Genomic DNA, 24064 nt, shown 5'->3' on the forward strand with positions numbered 1-24064 from the left:
CCCCGCCCACCGCGGCAGGGCGGGGGCCGAGCACGAGTGCGCTGGTCACCGCCGGGTAGAGTGCGGCACTGTCGCCCCCGAGACCCGAGGTACCGCGCAGTGACTCCCGTACGTCCAGGACCGCCGCTCGCCGTCACCGTCGTCGGGATCGGAGCCGACGGATGGGACGGCCTCACCGACGCCTCCCGGGCCGCCCTGCGCGACGCCGAGGTACTGATCGGCGGCCCGCGCCAGCTCGACCTGCTGCCTCCCCCGTGCACGGGCGAACGCGTCGCCTGGCCCTCGCCGCTGCGCCCCGCCGTCGCCGACCTTCTCACCGCCCACGCCGGCCGCCGCATCGCCGTCCTGGCCAGCGGCGACCCGATGTTCTACGGCATCGGCCGCGCCCTCGTCGAGGAGGGCGCCGCCCCGCACGTCCTGCCGCACCCCTCCTCCGTGTCCTACGCCGCCGCCCGGCTCGGCTGGCCGCTGGAGGACGTCGAGGTCGTCACGCTCGTCGGCCGGCCCGCCGCACGGCTCGCCGCCGCCCTGCACCACGGCCGCCGGATCCTCGTCCTCGGCGCCGACGCGACCGCCCCCGCCGCCGTCGCCGCCCTGCTGCGCGACCACGGCTTCGGCCCGAGCCGGATGCGGGTCCTCGAACAGCTCGGCGGCCCGCAGGAACACGTGACGGACGAGGACACCGCCGCCCGGTGGGAGCGCCCGCCCGGCGACCCCCTCGCCGTCGTCGCCGTCGACTGCCGCCGCGCCCCGGACGCCCTGCGCCTCGGCGCCGTACCGGGACTCCCGGACGACGCCTACGAGCACGACGGACAGCTCACCAAACGGCATGTCCGCGCCGCCACCCTCGCGGCGCTCGCCCCCGCCCCCGGCGAACTGCTGTGGGACATCGGCGGCGGGTCCGGTTCGATCGCCGTCGAATGGATGCGCGTCCACCCCTCCTGCCGGGCGGTCAGCGTCGAGCGCGACCCCGTACGGGCGGAGCGCATCACGCGCAACGCCGACCGGCTCGGCGTGCCGGGACTGCGCGTGGTCACCGCCTCCGCGTCCGACGCGCTGCCCGGACTCCCCACCCCCGACGCCGTGTTCATCGGCGGCGGACTCACCTCGCCCGGTCTCCTCGACGCCTGCTGGGCGGCCCTGCCGGCCGGCGGACGGCTGGTCGCCAACACCGTGACGCTGGAGTCCGAGGCCCTCCTCGCCGACGCCCGCAGGCGCCACGGCGGCGAACTGGTCCGGCTCGCGGTGGCGCACGCCGTGCCCGTGGGCGGCTTCACCGGGTGGCGGCAGGCCATGCCGGTCACCCAGTGGTCGGTACAGAAGACCCCCGACACGTTGTCAGGAGCAGACGAATGACCGTGTACTTCATCGGCGCGGGACCCGGTGCCGCCGACCTGATCACGGTGCGCGGCGCCCGTACGCTCGCCGCCTGCCGGGTCTGCCTGTACGCGGGCAGCCTGGTCCCGCGCGAACTGCTCGCCGAATGCCCGCCGGACGCCCGCCTGGTGGACACCGCCCAGCTCGATCTGGACCAGATCGTCGCCGAGTTGGTGCGCGCGCACGAGGAGGGGCACGACGTGGCCCGGCTGCACTCCGGGGACCCGTCGGTGTTCAGCGCGGTCGCCGAGCAGATGCGCCGCCTGGACGCGGCCGGGGTGCCCTACGAGGTCGTGCCCGGTGTGCCCGCCTTCGCCGCCGCCGCGGCCGCCCTCAAGCGGGAGTTGACCGTGCCGACCGTCGGCCAGACCGTCATCCTCACCCGCGTCGCCCAGCAGGCCACCGCCATGCCCGACGGCGAGGACCTGGCCACCCTGGGCCGCAGCGGCGCCCTGATCGTGCTCCACCTGGCCGCCCGGTACGTGGACCGGGTCGTCGCCGAACTGCTGCCGCACTACGGCGCCGACTGCCCGGCGGCCGTCGTGGCGTACGCCTCCCGCCCGGAGGAGCTGATCATCCGGGGCACCCTCGACGAGATCGCCGGGAAGGTGAAGGAGGCGGGCGTGCTGCGCACCGCCGTCATCATGGTCGGGCGGACGCTGGGCGCCGAGCAGTTCCGCGACAGCCACCTGTACTCGCCGGAGCGCGAACGCCACGTCTGCTGACCGCCGTCCGGGCTCAGGCCACCGTGCTGCGCCCCACCACCGTGCCCGCCCGGTCGATACAGATGACGTCGACCGCGACCGGCGCGCCCCGCAGCACGGCCAGCGCCTGGTCGCGGGCCGCCGTCGCCACCAGATCGCCGAGCGGCACCCCGGCCGCCCGGCACAACTGGAGCGCCGCGAGACCGGTGTTGGCCTCCGCGACCTCGGCGGCCAGCGCCGGGTCCGCGCCGCCGCGCCGGGCCAGACCGGCGAGGAAGCCCTTGTCGACCTGGGAGCGCGCCGAGTGCAGGTCCAGATGCCCGGCGGCCAGCTTGGACAGCTTGGCAAAACCGCCGCAGACGGTGAGCCGCTCCACCGGATGACGGCGGACGTACTTCAGCACGGCCCCCGCGAAGTCGCCCATGTCGAGCAGGGCGTCCTCGGGCAGCCCGTACTCGGCGACGACCGTCCTCTCCGACGTCGACCCGGTGCACCCGGCGACATGCGTACGGCCCGCCGCCCGCGCCACGTCGACACCCCGCCGGATCGAGTCGATCCACGCCGAGCAGGAGTACGGCACCACGATCCCGGTCGTCCCGAGGATGGACAGGCCCCCGAGGATGCCCAGGCGCGGATTCCAGGTGGAGCGGGCGATCTCCTCGCCGTGGTCGACGGACACGGTGATCTCGACGTCCCCCGGCGCCCCGTACCGGGCGGCGACCTCGGCGACGTGCTCGCTCATCATCCGGCGCGGCACCGGGTTCACGGCCGGCTCGCCGACGGGCAGCGGCAGTCCGGGGCGGGTGACCGTGCCCACCCCGGGACCCGCCCGGAACACCACCCCGGCCCCGGCCGGCAGCCGCCGTACGGTGGCCCGGATCAGCGCCCCGTGCGTGACGTCCGGATCGTCGCCCGCGTCCTTCACGACCCCCGCCGTCGCGGACCCGTCCGCCAGCTCCTCGGCGGCCAGCGCGAACGACGGCGTCTGCCCCCGGGGCAGCGTGATCGTCACCGGGTCGGGGAACGCGCCGGTCAGCAGGGCCGTGTACGCGGCGGTCGTCGCCGCCGTCGCACAGGCACCGGTGGTCCAGCCGGGCCGCAGCCCGGTGTGCTTGAGTTGGGCGGCGCGGCCGCCCCGGGCCGCACCCTCGCCTGTCACGTCACCGCTCACGATCGGAACCGGACTCTCTCGTGCATGTACTGATTCTCGGCGGTACCACGGAGGCCCGCCGTCTCGCGGAACTGCTGCACGGCACGCCCGGCCTGCGCCTCACCAGCTCCCTCGCCGGACGCGTCGCCGCGCCCCGGCTGCCTCCGGGCGAGGTCAGGGTCGGCGGCTTCGGCGGCACCGAGGGGCTGACGGCCTGGCTGCGCGAGCACGCGGCCGACGTGCTCGTCGACGCCACCCACCCCTTCGCCGGGACGATGAGCTTCCACGCGGCGGAGGCCGCCGCCGACGCCCGCGTTCCCCTGCTCGCCCTGCGCCGCCCCGGCTGGGTGCCCGTCCCCGGGGACCGCTGGCGGGAGGTGGACTCGCTGGCGGAGGCGGCCGCGGCGCTGCCGGGGCTCGGCCGCCGTGTCTTCCTCACCACCGGCCGCATGGGCCTGGCCGCCTTCGCGGACCTCCCCGCCGACCTGTGGTTCCTGGTCCGCTCCGTCGACGCGCCCGAACCGCCGTACCCGGCTCGCACGGAGGTCCTGCTCGACCGGGGCCCCTTCACCCTCGACGGCGAACGCGACCTGCTGCGCCGTCACCGGATCGACGTGGTGGTGACGAAGGACAGCGGGGGAGCGGCCACCGCCCCCAAGCTCACCGCGGCCCGCGAGGCCGGCGTCCCGGTGGTCGTGGTCCGCAGACCCCCGGCCCCGGAGGGCGTCCCCGTCGTACCGACCCCGGAGGACGCGGTGACCTGGCTCCTCGCCCACCCGGGTCACCGCCTTCCGCCCGGCTGACAAGACCCGGCCCTGCCGTCCGCTCACGCCTCCGGGTACCGGCGCGGCGTCCAGACGATGTCCTGACCGTCGTCCCGCCGTACGGCCCGCGTCTGGGAGGAGCCGACGAGGAGGATCGTGCGCATGTCGACCTCGGCCGGGTCCAGGTCGGCCAGCCGGACGATCCGCACCCGCTCCTCCGGGCCGCCGACATCGCGTGCGACCACCACCGGGGTGTCCGGGGCCCGGTGCTCCAGGAGGAGTTCACGGGCCTTGCCCACCTGCCAGGTGCGGCTGCGCGAGCCGGGGTTGTACAGGGCGAGCACCAGGTCGGCCGCGGCGGCCGCCCGCAGGCGTTCGGCGATGACCTCCCACGGCTTGAGCCGGTCGGAGAGCGAGATCGTGGCGTAGTCGTGGCCGAGCGGGGCGCCCGCACGGGCGGCCGCCGCGTTGGCGGCGGTCACCCCCGGCAGCACCCGCACCGGGATGTCCGCGTACTCCTTCTGCGCGGCGGCCTCCAGGACGGCGGTCGCCATCGCGAAGACGCCCGGATCGCCGCCGGAGACGACGGCCACCCGCCGCCCGCGCCGCGCCAGGTCCAGGGCGAACTCGGCGCGCTCGGACTCCACCCGGTTGTCCGAGCCGTGCCGGGCCTGCCCGGCCCGCGACGGCACCCGGTCGAGGTAGGTGGTGTAGCCGACCAGGTCGTCGGCGGCGGCCAGCGCCCCCCGCGACTCGGGCGTCAGCCACAGCGGCCCCGCAGGACCGGTCCCGACCACGACGACCTCGCCGCGCTCGCGCGCCGCGGGCCGCTCGGCGTCGACCTGGCTGGGCAGCACCGCCACCGCGAAGTACGGCACCGACTCCGCGTCCACGTCCGCCAGTTCGGCGACCCGCTCCCCGCTCATCGTGGCCCGCTCCACATACCGCGTCTCGGCGAGCCGGCCCGAACGCTCCAGCGCCCGCCGCACCTTGGGGAAGGTACGGCCCAGCTTCATCACCACCGCCACGTCCGTGGCGGCCAGCCGCGCGGTCAGCTCCTCCTCGGGCAGCGTGCCCGGCAGGATCGTGAGCACCTCCTCGCCCTCGGCGAGCGGCGCGCCCAGCCGGGCGGCGGCGGCCGACACGGAGGTGACACCGGGGATCACCTCGGTGTCGTAGCGGTCCGCGAGCCGCTTGTGCATGTGCATGTAGGAGCCGTAGAAGAGCGGATCGCCCTCGGCGAGGACCGCCACCGTGCGGCCCGCGTCCAGATGCGCGGCGAGCCGGGCGGCCGACTCGGCGTAGAACTCCTCCATCGCCCCCTGGTAGCCGCCCGGATGGTCGGTGGTCTCCGTGGTGACCGGGTAGACCAGCCGCTCCTCGATGTGGTCGTCGCGCAGATGCTTGGCCGCGATCGAGCGGGCGATGGACCGGCCGTGCCGGGCGCTGTGGTAGGCGATCACATCGGCCTCGCCGATGACCTCGACCGCGCGCACCGTCATCAGGGACGGGTCACCGGGGCCGAGCCCCACCCCGTAGAGCTTCCCGCTCATTCTTCCTCGCTCGCGATCGCGTTGAGAGCGGCGGCGGCCAGGGCGCTGCCGCCCCGGCGCCCCCGCACCACCAGGTGGTCAAGACCGGACGGGTGCGCGGCCAGCGCGTCCTTGGACTCGGCGGCCCCGATGAACCCGACGGGCACGCCTATGACGGCGGCGGGCCGGGGAGCGCCCTCGTCGATCATCTCCAGCAGCCGGAACAGCGCGGTGGGCGCGTTGCCGACCGCGACGACCGAGCCTTCGAGACGGTCCCGCCACAGCTCCAGCGCGGCGGCGCTGCGGGTGGTGCCGAGCTTCGCCGCCAGCTCGGGAACGGCCGGGTCGGACAGGGTGCACAGCACGTCGTTGCCGGCGGGCAGCCGCTTGCGGGTCACCCCGCTGGCCACCATCTGCACATCGGTGAAGATGGGCGCGCCGGCCCGCAGCGCGGCGCGGGCCCGGGCCACCACGGCGGGCGAGTACGAGAGGTCCCGCACGAGGTCGACCATGCCGCAGGCGTGGATCATGCGCACCGCGACCTGGCTGACGTCGGCGGGCAGCCCCGCGAGGTCCGCCTCCGCGCGGATGGTGGCGAAGGACTGACGGTAGATGGCCGCGCCGTCCTTCTCGTAGTCGTAGCTGGTCACGGTGTTCGTCTCGCTGCTCTCGGTGGTCGGACGGCTCATGAGGTGATCGCCGCCAGGGCGGCGGCGAGATGGGAAGCGTCGGTCGTCGCGGCGGTGCGCGGTTCCCGGCCCGGCCGGGCGGTGGTGAGCCGGTAGCCGCCGCCCTCGGCCGCGACCACGTCGATCCGGTCGCCGTGCGGACGACCGCAACGGCGTTCACAGCCGGACCAGTACAGCGGCAGGGGGCTGAGCCGGGCCGCGTCGAGAGCGTAGGCCGCGTCCGCGCGGACGTCGGAGTGGGATTTCGCACACCCGGGATGTCCCACACAGGCGCCGACGCGCGGCCAGGGGGAGTCCGGGTCGGTGACGAGCCCGGCGGCGGACAGCCGGGCCAGCGACTCGGCGACCCGGGCCGGGCTCCTGCCGGGGACGGGGACGACGACCCCGCGCCACGGCGTCAGCCGCAGTTCGTCGTCGGCGACGGCGGTCAGCGTGCTCCACTGGCCGGCCGAGAGGCGGCCCAGCGGGATGTGCGCGCACAGGGCGCCGCCGGTCACGCCCGGCGCCGGCCCGTCCGTGCGCGCGGTGGAGCCGGTGCGCTCCTCGTGGGCGATGCCGGCGGCGGTCAGTCCCCGCCGGACCCGGTCGGCCAACTCCTCTTGAGGCAAGCCCAGTTCGGAGATCCGCCAGGCCCGTCCCGTGGTCTCGCGCGCCGCGTCCAGGAAGGTCTCGGCGGCCACCAGCGCGGCCCGCGGCGCGTCCTGCGCCGACACCCGGACCCCGCCAGGACCGAGCCAGGCGCCCCCGTCGTCGGTGGCCCGCAGCGTCACGTCCGCACCGAGCCCGCCCACGTCCCCGCGGCCGTCGTCCAGCGCGAACAGGAACCGTCCCGACAACTCCCGGGCCCGCCCGCTCGCGCACAGCGCCGCGTCGAGCCCGGTGAGCCAGGGCCGTACGTCACACAGACCGCGCCCGTCGAGACCGGACAGCGGCGAGGCCACCACGTTGCGCACGCGTTCGTGCTCCGGCGAGGGCAGCAGCCCGGCCGCGCCGAGCAGCGCGGCCAGTTCGGCGCCGCAACCGCCGTCCAGACCGCGCAGTTGGACGTTGCCGCGCGAGGTCAGATGCAGATCGCCGTCGCCCAGGAGCCGGGCCGCCTCGCCCAGCGCGCGGGCCTGGCGGACGGTCAGCACACCGCCCGGCAGCCGGACCCGGGCCAGCGCCCCGTCATCCGCCGCGTGCAGCCGCAGTGTTCCCGGGCAGGCGTCACCGCGGTTCCGGGAGACCGCTGTGGCCTGGGGCGATGAGGGGACGGCAGGGGTGGACACGGCGGCGAGCATACCCACCGCCCCGGTGGACGTATGCCACGCCCCAGTTCGCCGACCCTTACTATGCTCCCTGGTGGATCACCCGGTCCGCCATCGCCACGACGGCGACAGGGGAGGAAGCCCGGTGCGACTCCGGCGCGGTCCCGCCACTGTGAGCCCGTCCCCCAGGGGACGGGTGAGCCAGGAACTCCCGCCGTCCGACACCACCCGGGGCGCGGACACCCCGAGGAAGGCCGACGCCGCATGATCCTCCTGCTGTCGACGTCCGACACCGACCTGCTCAGCGCGCGCGCCGCCGCCGGCCCGGTCACCTACCGCTTCGCCAACCCGGCCCGCCTCCCCCTCGACGACCTGCCCGCCCTCCTGGACGGCGTGGACCTGGTCGTCGTACGCCTCCTCGGCGGGCTGCGCGCCTGGCAGGACGGCCTCGATCTGCTGCTCGCCGACGGCCGCCCGGTCGTCGTCCTCACCGGCGAACAGGCCCCCGACGCCCAGTTGATGGCCGCCTCCACCGTCCCGGTCGGCATCGCCGCCGAGTCGCACGCCTACCTCGCCCACGGCGGCCCCGCCAACCTGGAACAGCTCGCCCGCTTCCTCTCCGACACCGTGCTCCTCACCGGCCACGGCTTCGAACCCCCGGCGCCCGCCCCGACCTGGGGGCCGCTGGAGCGCCCGGCGCGCGAGCTGCCCGAGGGCGGCCCGACGATCGCCGTGCTCTACTACCGAGCCCACCACATGAGCGGCAACACCGCCTTCGTGCACACCCTGTGCGACGCGATCGAGGCGGCCGGCGGCCGGGCCCTGCCGCTGTACGTGGCCTCGCTGCGCGCCCCCGAGCCCGAACTGATCGACCGGCTCCGCCCGGCCGACGCCATCGTGACCACCGTCCTCGCCGCGGGCGGCACCCGGCCCGCCGAGGCGTCGGCCGGCGGCGACGACGAGTCCTGGGACGCGGGCGCCCTCACCGCCCTCGACGTCCCCATCCTCCAGGCCCTGTGCCTGACTTCGTCCCGCTCCGACTGGGACGCCAACGACGAGGGCGTCTCCCCGCTGGATGCGGCCAGCCAGATCGCCGTGCCCGAGTTCGACGGCCGGCTGATCACCGTGCCGTTCTCCTTCAAGGAGATCGACGCCGACGGCCTGCCCGCCTACGTCGCCGACCCCGAGCGCGCCGCCCGCGTCGCCGGCATCGCCGTACGCCACGCCCGGCTGCGCCACATCCCGGCCGCCGACAAGCGGCTCGCGCTGGTGCTGTCCGCCTACCCCACCAAGCACTCCCGCATCGGCAACGCGGTCGGCCTGGACACCCCCGCCAGCGCCGTCGCCCTGCTGCGGCGCCTCAAGGAGGAGGGCTACGACTTCGGCGGCGCCGACGTCCCCGGGCTCGTCTCCGGCGACGGCGACGAGCTGATCCGCGCGCTCATCGAGGCCGGCGGCCACGACCAGGAGTGGCTCACCGAGGAGCAGCTCGCCCGCAACCCGGTGCGCATCCCGGCGGCGGACTACCGGCGCTGGTTCGCCGGGCTCCCCGAGGAACTGCGCACCGCCGTCGAGGAGCACTGGGGCCCGGCGCCCGGCGAGATGTTCGTCGACCGCAGCCGCAATCCCGAGGGCGACATCGTGCTCGCCGCGCTCCGCTTCGAGAACCTGCTGATCCTCATCCAGCCGCCGCGCGGCTTCGGCGAGAACCCCATCGCCATCTACCACGACCCGGACCTGCCGCCCTCGCACCACTACCTCGCCGCCTACCGCTGGATCGCCGCCCCCGCGGCCGACGGCGGCTTCGGCGCCGACGCGATGATCCACCTCGGCAAGCACGGCAACCTGGAGTGGCTGCCCGGCAAGAACGCCGGCCTGTCCGCCGCCTGCGGCCCCGACGCCGCCCTCGGCGACCTGCCGCTGATCTACCCGTTCCTGGTCAACGACCCCGGCGAGGGCACCCAGGCCAAGCGCCGCGTCCACGCCACCCTCGTGGACCACCTGGTGCCGCCGATGGCCCGCGCCGACTCCTACGGCGACATCGCGCGCCTGGAGCAACTCCTCGACGAGTACGCGCAGATCTCGGCCATGGACCCGGCGAAGCTGCCCGCGATCCGCGCCCAGATCTGGACCCTCATCCAGGCCGCCCGGCTCGACCACGACCTCGGCCTGGACGACCGCCCCGACGACGACGGCTTCGACGACTTCCTCCTGCATGTCGACGGCTGGCTCTGCGAGGTCAAGGACGCCCAGATCCGCGACGGCCTGCATGTGCTGGGCAATCCGCCGGCCGGCGCCGACCGCGTCAACCTCGTCCTGGCGATCCTGCGCGCCCGCCAGATCTGGGGCGGCACCACCGCCCTGCCCGGACTGCGCGAGGCGCTCGGCCTGGACGAGTCCGCGGCCACCCGCACCACCGCCGACGAGGCGGAGGCCAAGGCCCGCGCCCTGGTCGAGCGGATGGAGGAACTCGGCTGGGACCCCGACGCGGTGCCCGACGAGCACGGTGAACAGGTCGCCGCCGTCCTGGAGTTCGCCGCCCGCGAGGTCGTCCCGCGGCTTGCCGCCACCACCGCCGAACTCCAGCACACCCTGCACGCCCTGAACGGCGGGTTCGTCCCGGCCGGTCCTTCCGGCTCGCCGCTGCGCGGACTGGTCAACGTCCTGCCGACCGGCCGCAACTTCTACTCCGTCGACCCCAAGGCCGTGCCCTCGCGCCTCGCCTGGGAGACCGGCCAGGCCCTCGCCGACTCCCTCCTGGAGCGCTACCGCACCGACAACGGTGAATGGCCCACCTCCGTCGGTCTGTCGCTGTGGGGCACCAGCGCCATGCGCACCGCGGGCGACGACGTCGCCGAGGCCCTCGCCCTGCTCGGCGTCCGCCCCGTCTGGGACGACGCCTCCCGCCGCGTCACCGGCCTCGAAGCCGTCCCGCACGAGGAGTTGGGCCGCCCCCGTATCGACGTGACCCTGCGCATCTCCGGCTTCTTCCGCGACGCCTTCCCGCACACGGTCGGCCTCCTCGACGACGCCGTACGCCTGGCCGCGTCGCTGGAGGAACCGGCCGAGGTCAACCACGTCCGCGCCCACGTCCAGGCGGACCTGGCCGAGCACGGTGACGAACGCCGCGCCACCACCCGGATCTTCGGCTCCCGCCCCGGCACGTACGGCGCCGGGCTGCTCCAGCTCATCGACTCCCGCGACTGGCGCACCGACGCCGACCTCGCCGAGGTCTACACGGTCTGGGGCGGCTACGCCTACGGCCGTGAACTCGACGGGCGTCCGGCCCGCGACGAGATGGAGACGGCGTACAAGCGGATCGCGGTGGCCGCCAAGAACACGGACACCCGTGAGCACGACATCGCCGACTCCGACGACTACTTCCAGTACCACGGCGGCATGGTGGCCACCGTCCGCGCACTGCGCGGCACGGCGCCCGAGGCGTACATCGGCGACTCCACCCGCCCGGAGACGGTCCGCACCCGCACGCTGGTCGAGGAGACCTCGCGCGTCTTCCGCGCCCGGGTCGTCAACCCGAAGTGGATCGAGGCGATGCGCCGCCACGGCTACAAGGGTGCCTTCGAACTCGCCGCGACCGTGGACTACTTGTTCGGCTACGACGCGACGACCGGTGTGGTCGCCGACTGGATGTACGACAAGCTCACCGAGACGTACGTCCTGGACCCCACCAACCGCGAATTTCTCCAGGAGGCCAACCCCTGGGCCCTGCACGGCATCGCCGAGCGTCTCCTCGAGGCCGAGTCGCGCGGTATGTGGGCGAAGCCGGATCCGGCGGTCCTTGAGGAGCTGCGGCGGGTGTTCCTGGAGACGGAGGGTGACCTCGAAGGGGACGGCTGACGAACGGCCGGGGGGCTCCTGATTCGACAGGATGTTCCATTTATGGCGGGTGGCGGGTTAAGGTCGTTCCGACGATCTTGTACGGAGGTGCCAGGATGGAGAACACCGTGCCCGCCCTCAGGGGGCGCCCCCCGGGCCCCCAGTCCCCGCGGGGCGAGCTGACGCAGCGGCAGTCCGCCATCGTCCGCTTCATCACGGAGACCGTCGAGCGGCAGGGCTACCCGCCGTCCATGCGGGAGATCGGCCAGGCCGTCCGGCTCGCCAGCACCTCCTCGGTGGCCCACCAGTTGACGGCACTCGAACGCAAGGGCGTCCTCTACCGCGACCCGCACACCCCGCGCGCCTACCGCCTACGGCCTTCCTGGGCACCCGACCTCGCGGGCCGGGACGACACCCGGATCGACGTCCCGCTCGTCGGCCGGATCGCGGCGGGCGCGCCGCTGCTGGCCGAGGAGATGATCGAGGACGTCTACTGCCTGCCCCGCCAGGTGGTCGGCGAGGGCGAGCTGTTCGCCCTGACCGTCTCCGGCGACTCCATGATCGAGGCGTCGATCTGCGACGGCGACATCGTGACCGTCCGCCGCCAGGACAGCGCCGACCACGGCGACATCGTCGCCGCCCTGCTGGAGGACGAGGCGACGGTCAAGGTCCTGCGCCGCCAGGACGGCCAGGTCTGGCTGATGCCCCGCAACCCGGCCTACGCCCCGATCCCCGGCGACGGGGCGCAGATCCTGGGCAAGGTGGTCGGGGTACTGCGCCTGCTGTAACCGGCGGCCCCGCGCTCAGCCCGGGGTCTGCTCGGCGTCCCACGCCTTCGGGCCGCCGCCGCGCCATTCGATGCGGGGGGACGTCTCGACGTACGCCTCGTCCGCGTCGTCCACACCGGCGTCGCGCAGGAATTCGGCGATGTCCAGCAGGCCGTACGCCATGCCCAGGAAGTGCGCGCCGGACCGCACCCGGCGGCCGCCGTCCGCCGCCGGCGGGTAGACCACGACTGTGTACGGGGTAGCCATGGCACCAGCCTGTGCCCTGTCCGGGCGGCGCGCATGCCGTCAGCTCCGCTCGTGCGCCGTGAACTGCTCCACCAGGCCCGTCATCGGGTCGGGGCCGAACATCTGGGTGAGCCAGGTCGCCGACTCGGCCGCGGAGGCTTCGCCGCGGGGGAAGAGTTCCTTCTCGTAGACGGTCAGCGCGGCCTCGGTGTCGTCAGGGTGATCGGCGAGCGCCAGGCCGAGGAGAGCGCCGTCGAGCATGGCCAGATTGGCGCCCTCGCCCGCGAAGGGTGACATCAGGTGCGCGGCGTCGCCGAGCAGGGTGACGCCGGGGACCCGGTCCCAGCGGTGGCCGACGGGCAGCGCGTGGATACGGCGCGGTACGAGGGGGCCGTCGGCGTCGGCGATCAGGGCCCGGAAGCGCGGGCTCCAGCCGGCGAAGGAGTCGAGCAGCGCCTTCTTGGCGAGCGGGGTCTCCCCGCCGGCCTCGGTGAAGTCGATGCCGTCCAGCCAGTCCTCGTCGGCGCGGTGGGCGACGTAGACGTGCAGGCTGCCGTCGGTCTCGCGGTGCGCGAGGAAGCCCTTGTGGTCGTCCAGGGCGATGAAGAAGCCGCCGCCGATCAGATCCGCGCTGTCGGGGTGCCGGGTGTCGGCGTCCAGCAGGTCCAGCTCGACCAAGCTGATCCCGGTGTAGGCGGGGCCCGCGGAGGACACCAGGGGGCGGATCCGGGACCAGGCGCCGTCGGCGCCGACCAGCAGATCGGTGGTGACGGCGGTGCCGTCGTCGAAGGTCACCTCGTGCCGGCCGTCGTCCAGGGCGCGGGCGCCGGTCACCTTGCGGGACCAGCGGACCGTGCCGTCGGGGAGGGAGTCCAGCAGGAGGTCGCGCAGGTGTCCGCGGTCGACCTCGGGACGGCCGCCGTCGCCGTCGTCCCCGCGCTCCAGGACGACGGCGGCGTCCCGGTCGAGGAGCCGCATCGCCTCGCCGCCGGGGTGGACGAGCGCCCGGAACGGCTCGTACAGGCCGGCGGCGCGGATCGCGGTCTGCCCGGAGTCCTCGTGGATGTCGAGCATGCCGCCCTGGGTGCGGACGTGCCGACCGGCCTCGAGGTCGAACACGGCCGCCTCGATGCCGCGGGTGTGCAGGACGCGGGCCAGGGTCAGACCGCCCAGTCCTGCGCCGATGATCGCGATGGGGTGGTGGGGGTGCGGGTGCGTGGTCATGGTCGTTCTCCTCTGCGTGGCCACCTGCTCGGAAACCGAGACAGGTTCATTCGTGCAGTCGCTCTAAAACCATAACAGCTTCACTTTCGAAGTCGTTCTGTTCGGTTCGGTAGACTGCGGACATGACCGACGTGACCGGGGTGACCGAGGCGGCAGTGGGGCGCAGGGCGCGGAAGAAGGCCGCGACCAGGCAGGCGATCGCCGAGGCCGCCCTCGGGCTGTTTCTGGAGCGCGGCTACGACCGGGTGACGGTCAAGGACGTCGCCGAGGCCGCCGACGTGTCGATGAGCGGCCTGTTCAAGCACTTCCCGACCAAGGAGTCCCTCGTCTTCGACATCGAGGACGACCTCCAGGCGAGCCTGACGGGCGCCGTGCGCGACCGGCCCGAGGGGACCCCGGTCCTGGCGGCGCTCCGGTCCTGGCTGCTCCAGCGGATCGAGGCGGCGTCCGGCGACCCCCGGCACGCGGAGTTCCAGCGGCTCGTGTCCGACACCCCCGCCCTGGCCGACCACGCCCGCCGCATGTGGCTGCGCAACGAGGAGGAGCTGGGCCGGGCGATCACGGAGGCGGGCCCCGACGCGCCGGGGGCCGATGTCGCCGGCCGGGCCCTGGCCCGCTTCCTCCTGGACCGCGCCCGGCCGGGACACGACGTCGACCCGCGCCGCACCCTCGACGCCGCGGTGACCCTGCTCGCCGACGGCTGGCCCGCCCCCGAACTCCGCAGACCGCCGCGCACGGCACCGCCCGAGGCGGCCGCGTCGCCCGCCCGCCCGCCGGGGCTGCGGGAACGGAAGAAGGCCGAGACCCGCGCCGCCGTCAACCGGGCCGCCCTGGACCTGTTCGGCGAGCACGGGTACGACGGCGTCGGCGTCCGCGAGGTGGCGGACGCCGCCGGAGTCTCCCTCGCGACCCTGTTCGCCCACTTCCCCGACGGCAAGGCCAGCCTGGTCTTCCCCGGCGGCCGGGCCGACCATGTCGCCGCCCTCGTGCGCGCGGTCCGGGAGCGTCCCGTCGGACACGGCGTGCTGCGGGCCCTGCACGACCACATGGCCACCCGGGGCCCGTTCGAACGGAACCCCGACCCGGACGTCCGGCGGACCCTGGATCTCGTCCGGGCCACCCCCGACCTCGCGGACCACGCCCTCCGCACCTGGACCGCGGCCGAGGACGACCTCGCCGTCGCCGTGGCCGAGGAGGCCGGGCTCCCCGACGGCGACCTCACCGCCCGGCTCCTCGCCCGCTACGTCCTCCAGATCCCCGACCTGGCCCGTACCGAGCCGGACGCCCGCCACACGCTGGACGTCGTCTTCGGCCTGCTCGCCCGGGGGTGGCCGGCCTGCCTGGCCCCCGGAACGGCGGCGGCCGCGACCGGCCCGGCGTGGCGCCCGGATGCGGGGCGCCCCGCGCTGTGACGATGGCGGCTGTCGGTCTGGTCGTCGGCAGCGGAGCGGAGCGGTCGTGGCGGTGGAACGTGTCGGTCTTGTCGTGCACGGAGGACGCGCCGAGGCGCGGACCGCCGCCGAGGTGGTGCACGGGTGGTGCGCCGACCACGGGGTGGCGTGCGCGGAGATCGACGTGTGGGGCAGCGGACGGCACAGCGCGCGCGAGGAGATGGCCGAGGCCGCCGACCCCGATCTGATCGTCACCCTGGGCGGGGACGGCACGTTCCTGCGCGGGGCCCGGCTGGCCGCGGTGGACGACGCGCTGGTGCTGGGCGTGAACCTGGGCCGGGTCGGCTTCCTGACCGAGGTGCCGGCGGACACGGTGCGGTCCGCGCTGGACGCCGTGCACGAGGGCCGGATGACGGTGGACAGCCGCATGCTGCTGACGATGCGTGCCTCGCGCCGCCTCGAAATGCCGCCGGACATGGGGGCGTTGCTGGCGTACGGCCGTGGCCCCGTGCCGCCGCCGCCCCAGGTGCGGGACGACTGCGAGGCGGACGCGGACTGGGGGGTCGCCCTCCAGGTCGCCGCGCTGAACGACGTCGTCCTGGAGAAGATCTCCCGGGACCGTCAGGTGTCCGTCGGCGTCTACCTCGCGGGACGGCTGCTGGCGGCCTACTCCGCCGACGCGCTGCTGGTGGCAACCCCGACGGGATCGACGGCGTACAGCTTCGCGGCGGGCGGCCCGGTGGTGTCACCGCGGGCGGACGCGCTGATCTTCACGCCGGTGGCGCCGCACATGGCGTTCAACCGCTCGGTCGTGGCGGCGCCGGACGAGCCGATCGGGCTGCGGCTGCTCGAACGGTCCGGCTCGGCGGCCGTCAGCGTCGACGGGCAGGTGCGCGGAGTGGTCCGGCCGGGGGAGTGGATCGCGGTGTACGCGTCCCCGCGCCGGCTGCGCGCGGTCCGCCTCGGACCGATGGACTTCTACGGCCGCCTGCGCCGGCGCATGAACCTCACCGACGCCCCGGCCGCGGTCGCCGACGGCACCTCCGCCCCCCTGTGGTCGGTGACGACACCCCCACCGGGAGACCTGGCCCACCTGGAGCTGTCCTCGGTGTGGGACGGACCCTAGGCCCTGTCGACCTAGGGTGGTGCGCGTGGTCCTGCCGACTGTCCTTCGGCAGGACCACGTTGCTCGGGTGGGGCGGCCGGGGCTACGCGGCCAGTCGGTCCGCCAGTTCCTTGGCCTTGGCGGCCGCCGCGGTCAGGGCCCGCTCGCGGGACGCCTCGTAGAGCGGCACCAGCTCGGACATGGCCGGGTTGTGCGGGGCCATGGTGAGTTCCGGGACGATGAAGTCCAGGTCCATGGCGAGCGTGTCGGCGAAGACCGTCGTCAGGTAGGTGCGCACGTACTCGTACGACTCCCTCGGTGTCCCCGGCTCGTAGGAGCCGCCCCGGCTGGCGATGACCGTGACCGGGGTGCCCTTGGCCGTGGGGGTCTCGCCCGCCGTGCGGCCGAAGAGGATCACGTTGTCCAGCCATGCCTTGAGGGTGGACGGGATCGCGAAGTTGTACATCGGGGCGCCGATCAGCACGGCGTCGGCCCGCTCCAGCTCCTCGATGAGCGTCAGCCGTTCGGCGAAGGCCGCGGCCTGGCCGGGCGTGTGCCCGGACGGATCGGACAGACCCGCGGTGTGGGCGTCGGCGGTGAGGTGCGGGACCGGTGCGGCGGAGAGGTCACGGTGGATCACCGTGCCGTCCGGGTGCTGCTCCGCCCAGGCCGAGCGGAACGCCTCGGCCACGGCGCGGGAGGAGGACGCGGACGTGGGGAACACGGACGAGTCGATGTGCAGAAGGGTGGCCATGTGATCTCCAACGGAGCGGAAGGGGAAGGCGCCGCGGGCCGCGCCGGGACGGGCCCGACCCGCTGACCATTCGTACCTAGCTATAGATAGCACATGGACTTACTTTTTTTCACCTCCCTACGTCAGGGGCAGTATCCTGGGGTCATGGCGGTGGAGCAGAGGCACGACGAAGCGGCATGCAGGCAGGTCGACGGAGGCATCACCCGCGTCTTCCAGTTGCTCGGGAAGCGCTGGACCGGGCCGATCGTCGCCGTGCTCGTGGAACAGCCCGCCCACTTCGCCGACCTGTGCAGGGCCGTGCCCGGCATCAGCGAGCGCATGCTGTCCGACCGGCTCACCGAACTCGGCGCCGCGGGCCTGGTCGTCCGTGAGGTCGACGAAGGGCCGCCGCTGCGGGTGTCCTACCGGCTGACCCCGTCCGGCGCCGCGCTGGAACCCGCCCTCAGGGCGCTGGGCAAGTGGGCCGAGGAGCACCTGCCGGAGAGCGGGCCCTGCACCGAGTAGGACGGAGGCGACATGACCGGCGTATCACGCCCGTCGGACCGGCCGGCTCCGATACCCGCGGCACGAGTCGAGGAGATCGCGCGGATCCGGGCACCGCGCAGGGGCGAGGTGGTCTGGCGCCGCTTCGGTGACATCCGCGGCACGCTCATGGCTCCGCACCTCCTGCTGCTCCAGGTCGCGCACCCCGTCGTCGGCGCCGGGGTCGCCGACCACAGCAACTTCCGCGCCGAACCCTGGCCCCGCCTGATCCGCACCCTGCTCTCCCTGACCACCGTCGTCTACGGCGGCCAGGAGGCGGCCACCGCCGAGGCGCGCCGACTGCTGCGGATGCACGCCGGGATGAAGGGCACCGACGCGACGGGCCGCCCGTACCGCGCGCTCGACCCCGAGGCGTACCACTGGGTGCACGCCACCCTGGTCAAGGGCCCCGTGGACGCGCTGACCGTGTTCGGCAAGGGCATGCCGGCGGACGAACTGGAGGAGTACTACCGGGGGATGCGGGATGTGGGCCGTGTGTGGGGCCTGAAGGAGCGTCATCTGCCCCCGGACTGGCCGTCGTTCCTCGCCTACTACGACGACATGGTCACCCACCGGCTGGAGTACAACGCGTCGGTGCGGGACGTCCTCGCCGAACTCGCCCACCCCGCCAAGCCGTTCCGCCGTCTGCCCGACCCGCTCTGGAACCCCGTCGCCCGACTCGTCGCGCACTACGCCCTGTTGGTGACCGTCGGCACCCTGCCGCCCGTCCTGCGCGAGCGGCTGCACCTGAGCTGGAGCCCGCGGCAGGAGCGCGCCCTGCGCCGGTTCGCCCGCGCCGTACGCGTCCTGACGGCCCTCGTGCCGCCGCCGCTGCGGCTCACCCTCGCCCTGGTCCTCGCCCGCCGGGCGGCGGGCCGCGCTACTTGACCTGCACGATCTGGATCAGATTGCCGCACGTGTCGTCCAGGACGGCGGTCGTCACCGGCCCCGCCTCCACCGGTTCCTGGGTGAAGCGCACCCCGAGGCCGCGCAGCCGGTCGAACTCCGCCGGGACGTCGTCCACGGCGAAGGAGGTGGCCGGGATGCCGTCCGCGACCAGCGCCGTCGTGTACGGCCGTACGGCGGGATGGCCGGAGGGTTCGAGCAGCAGTTCGGTGCCGTCGGGGTCCTCCGGGGACACCACGGTCAGCCACCGGTCCACGCCCAGCGGGACGTCGTGCTTCTTCACGAAGCCCAGCACATCGGTGTAGAAGCGCAGGGCCTTCTCCTGGTCGTCGACGAAGACGCTCGACAGATGGATCCTCATGGGCCCATCAAAGTCGGGCGGCGCCCGGTCCGCTACCCGGCCGGCCTCACAGGTAGTCCTCCAGGCGGGCCACGGTGAAGCCCTGCTCCTGGATGCGGCGCAGCATGTTCGCCGTCATCTCGGTCATCGTCGTGCCCTTCAGCTCGGAAGGTCCCCGGAAGTGGGCCAGGACGATGTCACCGGGGTGGAGCTTCCGGTCGCCGCGCTGGTACTGCATGTTCTTGATCTGCATGGACTCGCGCCACAGGACGATCGCCTCGACGCCGCAGGACGCGGCGGCGGTCCGGGTGTCCTCGTTCCAGTTGCCGTAGGGCGGGCGCAGCAGCCGGGGCGCGGTGCCGTACCGGTTCCTCAGCTTCTCCTGCTGGCCGCAGATCTCCTGCTTCTGGGCGGCCGCGCCCAGGGTGCGCAGGTTCGGATGGGTCAGCGTGTGGTTCTGGACGCCGGCGCCGAGGTCCTGGAGCTTCTCGAAGTAGCCGTAGTCGGAGCTGATGGCGGAGTCGGTGAGGAACATCGTGAAGGGGATCTTCAGCTCCTCCATCATCTTCAGGAACTCCGGGTCCTTCTCGGCCCCGTCGTCGAACGTGAGGAAGACGATCTTCTCCTCGGTGGGTATGTCGCTGATCACCGGCACCCCGCCGTCGGACGCCCTTCCGCCCGCCGCCCCCGGGCTGGCGGGCTTGTCGGCCGGCGGGGCCGGGGGTGCCGCCAGCGGCTCGATCCCCCACTTGCGGTAGGCCGCCTCGGTGCCGGTCCGCGCGCCCGCCTCGGTGTGGGACGGCCGGGCCTCCGGCGTCGAGGGGCGCGGGGAGGAGGCGGGGGAGTCCGCCGCGCGCCCGGTCCCGCAGCCCGTCGCCAGCCCCGACACCAGCAGGAGACCGGCCAGCGCCGCCCCCATGATCCGCCTGTCCACCGCGTGCCACCCCATGCCGTTCGTCCGCTCGCACCGTTCGCACTGCTTGACGGCGAACATGTGTCCGAGGTTCCGTCCGGAGGGAACCCTGTCACACCGGGAGGGATCCCTGACGCGGGGGAGTGGACCCGGGGCCCGGTCCTGACCGATCGTGGGCGGCATGAATGATCACCACACGGTCCCCGTCGACACCCCCGCCGCCGAGGTCGAAGAGGTCCGCCGCTTCTGGGAGCGGCTGGGGCTGCCCGGGCTGATCGACGTCCACACGCACTTCATGCCCGAGCGCGTCCACAGCAAGGTCTGGGAGTACTTCGACGCGCTCGGGCCGATGACCGGCGGGCTGGAGTGGCCGATCACCTACCGCCAGGAGGAGGCGGAACGGGCGGACCTGCTCCGGCGGTTCGGCGTACGGGCCTTCACCGCCATGCTCTACCCGCACAAGCCCGGCATGGCCCGGTGGCTCAACGGCTGGGCGGTCGACTTCGCCCGCCGCACCCCCGACTGCCTGCACACCGCCACCCTGTACCCCGAACCGGGCGTCGAGGCGTACGTCCGGGAGGCCGTCGAGGCCGGTGCGCGCGTCTTCAAGGCCCATGTGCAGGTGGGGGCGTACGACCCCGCCGACGAACTCCTCCTGCCCGCCTGGGGACTGCTCGCCGAGGCCGGGGTGCCCGTGGTGATCCACTGCGGCTCGGGGCCCGCGCCCGGGAAGCACACCGGCCCCGAGCCGATCGCCCGGGTGCTGGCCCGGCACCCCCGGCTGCGCCTGATCGTCGCGCACATGGGGATGCCCGAGTTCGAGGAGTTCTTCGGCCTCGCCGAGCGGTACCGGGAGGTGCGGCTGGACACGACGATGGCGTTCACCGACTTCACCGAGTCCTTCATGCCGTTCCCGCGCACGGCCCTGCCCCGCCTGGCCGACCTCGGCGACCGCGTCCTCCTCGGCACCGACTTCCCCAACATCCCCTATCCGTACGCCCATCAGCTCCACGCGCTGGAACGGCTGGACCTCGGCGCGGACTGGCTGCGCGCGGTGTGCCACGACAACGCGGCGGAGCTGTTCGGCACGGCCGGGCCGGCTCAGGACGGGGTCTGAGAGATATCCCGCACGATGATCTTGCCGAGGTTCTCGCCGCGCAGCATCCCCAGGAACGCGTCCACGATGTGCTCGAAGCCGTCCACCACCGTCTCGTCCAGGGCGAGCCGCCCGCTCTGCAGGTGCGGCACCGCGAACGCCTCCAACTCCTCCTGTACGTCACGGTAGTTGCTGACCAGGAAGCCCTCCATGCGGATGCTCTTCTCCACGATGTCCGCGTGGTCGAAGCGCGGCGGCGGCGCGTCCGGGGTGTTGTACTGGCTGATCGTGCCGACCCGGACGATCCGCCCGAACTCCCGCAACGCGCCGACCGCTGCCGCCAGTTGCTCACCGCCGACGTTGTCCACGAACACGTCGAACCCGTCCGGCGCGACCTGCGCGAGCAACTCGGCGGCGGGCCCGGCATGGTGGTCGAAGACGGCGTCGTAGCCCACCTCCCGGGTCAGATATCCGGCCTTGGCCGCCGAGCCCGCGCTGCCCACCAGCCGTCCGGCGCCCAGCAACCGGGCGAACCGGCCCGTCGCCGTACCGACACCGCCCGCCGCGGCCGACACGAAGAGGTCGTCCCCCTCCCGGAGCCGGGCGATCCGGGTCAGACCCACATAGGCGGTGAGGCCGGTGCCGCCGAGGACGCTCAGGTGCGCGGTCAGGGGCACCCCGTCGAACCGGGGCAGCGGCCGGCTCTCCTCCGGGGCGACCACCGAGTGGGTGCGCCAGCCCCGCCGGTGGAACACGATCTCGCCCTCGCGCAGCCGGGGCGTGCGCGAGGCGACCACCCGCCCGAGGGTCCGGCCCTCCAGGGGCGCGCCGAGCGTGAAGCCGCCGGGCACGTCGTCCATCATCTCGCGGTGGTAGGGGTCGACGGACCAGTAGAGGTTCTCCACGAGCGCGCTGCCGGGCGCGGGTTCGGGCAGCGGGGACTCGACGAAGGCGAAGTCGCCGGTGGTGGGGAAGCCGTGGGGGCGGGCGGTCTGCTGCACGGTGAGCGCGATGTCGTTCATGCCGGGACCGTAGGCCGGGAATGCCGTGCCCCGGCAGCCGGTTGGGTTCATGCGACCCGCCGTTTCATGAGCCGTCCTCATACACCGAGGTGAGCGCCCCGTGGCCCGCACGACCGACTCCGATCTCGCCCCGCAGGAACTGCGGGTCCTGGTGGCCGTCGCCGACACCGGCGGCTTCTCGGCGGCGGCCGGCGCCCTCGGACTGACCCAGTCCGCGGTCTCCCACTCGGTGCGCGGCAGCGAACGCAAGATCGGCGCCGTCCTCTTCGACCGCGGCCGTGCCGGCGCCCGGACCACGCCGGCCGGTGAGCGGGCCGTCACCCACGCCCGCCGGGTGCTGCGGCTGCTGGACGTCCTGGCCGCCGAGGCGCGCGGCGCGGCCCGCCCCGACGCGGCGGAGGGGGTGGTGCGCATCGCGGCGTTCCGCAGCGCCGCCCTCCATCTGCTGCCTCCCGTCCTGCGGCGGCTGCGCGACCGGCACCCCGGCATCGAGCCGCGGGTGCGGGTCGTCCGCGAGGTGGGCCGGGGCACCGCGGGCGAGGTGGCCGACGGCAAGGCCGACCTGGCCATCGCCACCCTGGGCGGCTCGGCGCCGCTGCCGCCGGGACTGGTCGCGCACGGACTCCTCGACGAGCCGTACGCCCTCGTGCACACCCCGGGGCATCCCGCCCCGCGCTCGCTGCCGCTGGTCGACTGGGCCGAGAACTGCGGCTCGTACACCCGCGACTGGTGGGCCGCGCAGGACTGGATCCCGAAGGCCACCATCGAGGCCGAGGACGACGGGGCCGTGCTCGCCCTGGTGAGCGGCGGTCACGGCATGGCGATCATGCCGGCCCTCTCCCTGACCGGAGCGCCCGACTCGGTCGCGGTCACCGACCTCGGGCCGGGCCGCCCGACCCGCCGGGTCGGCTACGTCACCACCTCCGAACTGGCCGGCTCGGCCGTCGTGCGCGCGCTGGTACGGGAACTGCGGGCGGCGCTCCCCGCCGACCGGGGAGCGCCGTAAGTCCCGTTCCGCGTGGGCTAGTTGGCGGGGACCGTGTCCTCGAAGGCGGTCCCGGCCGCGCGATAGGCGTTGATCTTGGCGGTGACCTGGGCCGGGGTCAGCACCTGGTCCTTGACGTGGAGCACGTAGTCGACCTGCTGGTCGTAGGAGCGGGGGGTCGTGGAGGTCTGCCCGGCCAGGTCGATCAGCCACTGGTTGAAGTTGATCGACATGGGCCGCTCGGGCAGATAGGCGGCGTCGTGCGTGCCGAAGAGCTGACCGTCGACGTAGTACGTGATGGCGCTGTTGTCGATGGTCAGGACCAGGTCGTGCCAGCCGGTGTAGCTCTGGCGGGATTCGGTGTGCTGGTTGACCGCCTGCCACGGGTCCGGGTTGTAGGTCTCCCAGGACGTCGTGTAGAGGATGTTGGACGGCTCGCCCCAGCCGCCGTTGGGCAGGTACTCGAAGTCGTACTCGGCGTAGTCGTCGGCCATCGGGGCCTTGAGGTCGTTGATGGTGAAGAACGTCTGCACCAGGTGGTCGCCGTCGGGCCCGGACACCGGCGCGTCGGCGAACTTGACCCGGGCCGCGTAGGTGCCGTTCTTGAACTTCGTTGCCTGGGTGAGGACTTCGGTGTGCTTGGTGCTCGCCGCCGTGCCCGCGGTCGAGGTCCGCAGGTTCATCACGGTGTTGCCCGCCGAGGCGGCGAAGGTGACGTTCTCGGGGGCCCAGGTGGCGCCGGGCACGCCGGGGCCGCCCGCGTTCGCGCGCACGCTCCAGCCGTGCGCGGCGATCCTCGGATCGCTGGAGGTGGTGTAGGTGAAGTCGTCGAACAGGCTCTGTCCGCCGGTGGGCGGGTCGGTCGGCGGATCGGTGGGCGGGTCGGTCGGGCCGTTGCCCTCGGGGGCGGTGCCCCACACCGTGCTGCCGGACAACTGGGCGGTGACCTTCGACCAGTCGGCGTACGTCGTCTGCGCGGGCCCGAACGAGTAGTCGTCGCTCTGCCGCAGGACCTGCCAGTCGGCGCGGTGGAAGCGCAGTTGCATGTCCCCGGTGTCGGCGCCGGGCGCGAGGCTGCCCGCGCCCGGGGTGAAGCCGATCTCCAGGTAACGGTCGGCGGTCGCGGTGGGGTTGGCGAGGGTGCCGAAGGTGCCGGTGATGTTGCCGCAGCCCTTGACCGCCCAGGAACAGGCGAAGCGGTAGGCGGTGCCGGCGCCGTCGGCCTTGAAGTAGTAGCGGACCTTGACGGTGCTGAGCTGGACGGCGCCGTCGCCGGTGTTCCTGACCTTCAGCCAGGGCTCGGACTGGTCCGCCGTGGCGCCCGAGGCGCTGGTGCGGTACTGGACGGCCACATCGGCGGCGGCCGCTCCGGCGGTGACGGGCAGGGCGGCGAGGCCGGCCGCGCCGAGGACCACGGCGACGGCCGCGGCCACACTGGCGCGTGGCCTGCCCGGACGGGTTCGTGACGTCATGCTGATTCCTCTCATGTGGGG

22 protein-coding genes and 1 riboswitch are annotated in these 24064 nt (G+C 74.0%); of the genes, 11 read left to right on the forward strand and 11 right to left on the reverse strand.

The window, feature by feature from the left end; all coding sequences use genetic code 11:
• Window positions 1–99: 99 nt before the first annotated feature.
• Both cbiE and cobM read left to right on the forward strand, forming a co-directional pair.
• A complete protein-coding gene (gene cbiE / locus AFM16_RS35580; protein WP_078636441.1) occupies window positions 100–1356 on the forward strand; it encodes a precorrin-6y C5,15-methyltransferase (decarboxylating) subunit CbiE in 1257 nt (418 codons plus the stop codon).
• On the forward strand, window positions 1353–2102 hold the full coding sequence (gene cobM, locus AFM16_RS35585; RefSeq protein ID WP_078636442.1) for a precorrin-4 C(11)-methyltransferase: 750 nt from the start codon (window positions 1353–1355) through the stop codon (window positions 2100–2102). Before cbiE ends, cobM begins: the two co-directional genes overlap by 4 nt.
• Before the next feature lie 13 nt (window positions 2103–2115).
• Here cobM and AFM16_RS35590 read toward each other — a convergent pair whose 3' ends face one another.
• Entirely contained in the window at window positions 2116–3252 is a 1137-nt protein-coding gene (locus AFM16_RS35590; protein WP_245177890.1) for a cobalt-precorrin-5B (C(1))-methyltransferase, read from the reverse strand.
• Window positions 3253–3272: 20 nt separating this feature from the next.
• Here AFM16_RS35590 and AFM16_RS35595 point away from each other — a divergent pair, with 20 nt between their 5' ends.
• Window positions 3273–4034 (forward strand): cobalt-precorrin-6A reductase, encoded by a 762-nt coding sequence (locus tag AFM16_RS35595; RefSeq protein WP_078636444.1) that lies wholly within the window; start codon window positions 3273–3275, stop codon window positions 4032–4034.
• 23 nt (window positions 4035–4057) lie between these two features.
• Here the strand turns inward: AFM16_RS35595 and AFM16_RS35600 are convergent, their stop codons facing one another.
• From AFM16_RS35600 to cobG, 3 genes are read right to left on the reverse strand one after another with little or no spacing between them, the layout of a single operon-like run.
• A complete protein-coding gene (locus AFM16_RS35600; protein ID WP_078636445.1) occupies window positions 4058–5548 on the reverse strand; it encodes a precorrin-2 C(20)-methyltransferase in 1491 nt (496 codons plus the stop codon).
• Window positions 5545–6216, reverse strand: a complete 672-nt coding sequence (locus tag AFM16_RS35605; RefSeq protein WP_179123347.1) for a precorrin-8X methylmutase — start codon at window positions 6214–6216, stop codon at window positions 5545–5547. Before AFM16_RS35605 ends, AFM16_RS35600 begins: the two co-directional genes overlap by 4 nt.
• Complete coding sequence (gene cobG / locus AFM16_RS35610; protein WP_078636446.1) at window positions 6213–7496, reverse strand: precorrin-3B synthase; 1284 nt, start codon at window positions 7494–7496, stop codon at window positions 6213–6215. The genes AFM16_RS35605 and cobG overlap by 4 nt, the downstream gene beginning before the upstream one ends.
• Before the next feature lie 101 nt (window positions 7497–7597).
• Window positions 7598–7674: riboswitch (cobalamin riboswitch) on the forward strand.
• 53 nt (window positions 7675–7727) lie between these two features.
• Here cobG and cobN point away from each other — a divergent pair.
• Both cobN and lexA read left to right on the forward strand, forming a co-directional pair.
• On the forward strand, window positions 7728–11321 hold the full coding sequence (gene cobN, locus AFM16_RS35615; protein ID WP_078636447.1) for a cobaltochelatase subunit CobN: 3594 nt from the start codon (window positions 7728–7730) through the stop codon (window positions 11319–11321).
• Between the two features lie 95 nt (window positions 11322–11416).
• On the forward strand, window positions 11417–12088 hold the full coding sequence (gene lexA / locus AFM16_RS35620; RefSeq protein ID WP_078636448.1) for a transcriptional repressor LexA: 672 nt from the start codon (window positions 11417–11419) through the stop codon (window positions 12086–12088).
• Window positions 12089–12103: 15 nt separating this feature from the next.
• Here lexA and AFM16_RS35625 read toward each other — a convergent pair whose 3' ends face one another.
• Both AFM16_RS35625 and AFM16_RS35630 read right to left on the reverse strand, forming a co-directional pair.
• Complete coding sequence (locus AFM16_RS35625; protein ID WP_078636449.1) at window positions 12104–12334, reverse strand: hypothetical protein; 231 nt, start codon at window positions 12332–12334, stop codon at window positions 12104–12106.
• Window positions 12335–12373: 39 nt separating this feature from the next.
• Window positions 12374–13537: an FAD-dependent oxidoreductase gene (locus tag AFM16_RS35630; RefSeq protein ID WP_078636450.1), complete on the reverse strand. Its 1164-nt coding sequence runs from the start codon at window positions 13535–13537 to the stop codon at window positions 12374–12376.
• Between the two features lie 122 nt (window positions 13538–13659).
• Between AFM16_RS35630 and AFM16_RS39720 the strand changes: the two genes are divergently transcribed.
• Window positions 13660–14949 (forward strand): TetR/AcrR family transcriptional regulator, encoded by a 1290-nt coding sequence (locus AFM16_RS39720; RefSeq protein WP_143648510.1) that lies wholly within the window; start codon window positions 13660–13662, stop codon window positions 14947–14949.
• Between the two features lie 46 nt (window positions 14950–14995).
• Window positions 14996–16054, forward strand: coding sequence for an NAD(+)/NADH kinase (locus tag AFM16_RS35640; RefSeq protein ID WP_030782664.1), 1059 nt, complete (start codon window positions 14996–14998; stop codon window positions 16052–16054).
• Window positions 16055–16136: 82 nt separating this feature from the next.
• Here the strand turns inward: AFM16_RS35640 and AFM16_RS35645 are convergent, their stop codons facing one another.
• A complete protein-coding gene (locus AFM16_RS35645; RefSeq protein WP_030782661.1) occupies window positions 16137–16787 on the reverse strand; it encodes an FMN-dependent NADH-azoreductase in 651 nt (216 codons plus the stop codon).
• A gap of 144 nt (window positions 16788–16931) precedes the next feature.
• Here AFM16_RS35645 and AFM16_RS35650 point away from each other — a divergent pair, with 144 nt between their 5' ends.
• Window positions 16932–17291 carry a winged helix-turn-helix transcriptional regulator gene (locus AFM16_RS35650; RefSeq protein WP_030782657.1) on the forward strand — a complete coding sequence of 120 codons (360 nt, stop codon included), beginning with the start codon at window positions 16932–16934 and terminating at the stop codon, window positions 17289–17291.
• A 12-nt stretch (window positions 17292–17303) separates the two neighbouring features.
• Window positions 17304–18197, forward strand: a complete 894-nt coding sequence (locus AFM16_RS35655) for an oxygenase MpaB family protein (RefSeq protein ID WP_078636451.1) — start codon at window positions 17304–17306, stop codon at window positions 18195–18197.
• On the opposite strand, the gene AFM16_RS35660 is transcribed toward AFM16_RS35655, so the two are convergent.
• Window positions 18190–18576 (reverse strand): VOC family protein, encoded by a 387-nt coding sequence (locus tag AFM16_RS35660; protein ID WP_030782651.1) that lies wholly within the window; start codon window positions 18574–18576, stop codon window positions 18190–18192. The two genes, AFM16_RS35655 and AFM16_RS35660, sit on opposite strands and share 8 nt — an antisense overlap.
• Window positions 18577–18622: 46 nt before the next feature.
• Window positions 18623–19504, reverse strand: coding sequence for a polysaccharide deacetylase family protein (locus AFM16_RS35665; protein ID WP_078637213.1), 882 nt, complete (start codon window positions 19502–19504; stop codon window positions 18623–18625).
• 145 nt (window positions 19505–19649) lie between these two features.
• On the opposite strand from AFM16_RS35665, the gene AFM16_RS35670 reads away from it, so the two are divergent.
• The gene (locus AFM16_RS35670) at window positions 19650–20585 is read left to right on the forward strand and encodes an amidohydrolase family protein (protein ID WP_078636452.1); all 936 of its coding nucleotides are present in this window, start codon (window positions 19650–19652) and stop codon (window positions 20583–20585) included.
• Here the strand turns inward: AFM16_RS35670 and AFM16_RS35675 are convergent.
• Window positions 20570–21586: an NADP-dependent oxidoreductase gene (locus AFM16_RS35675; RefSeq protein WP_078637214.1), complete on the reverse strand. Its 1017-nt coding sequence runs from the start codon at window positions 21584–21586 to the stop codon at window positions 20570–20572. The genes AFM16_RS35670 and AFM16_RS35675 overlap by 16 nt on opposite strands.
• 100 nt (window positions 21587–21686) lie before the next feature.
• Between AFM16_RS35675 and AFM16_RS35680 the strand changes: the two genes are divergently transcribed.
• A complete protein-coding gene (locus AFM16_RS35680) occupies window positions 21687–22592 on the forward strand; it encodes a LysR family transcriptional regulator (RefSeq protein WP_078636453.1) in 906 nt (301 codons plus the stop codon).
• Between the two features lie 17 nt (window positions 22593–22609).
• On the opposite strand, the gene AFM16_RS35685 is transcribed toward AFM16_RS35680, so the two are convergent.
• A complete protein-coding gene (locus AFM16_RS35685; RefSeq protein ID WP_078636454.1) occupies window positions 22610–24043 on the reverse strand; it encodes a cellulose binding domain-containing protein in 1434 nt (477 codons plus the stop codon).
• Window positions 24044–24064: the final 21 nt, after the last annotated feature.

The sequence above is a fragment of the Streptomyces antibioticus genome (assembly GCF_002019855.1).
GTDB lineage: Bacteria > Actinomycetota > Actinomycetes > Streptomycetales > Streptomycetaceae > Streptomyces > Streptomyces antibioticus_B.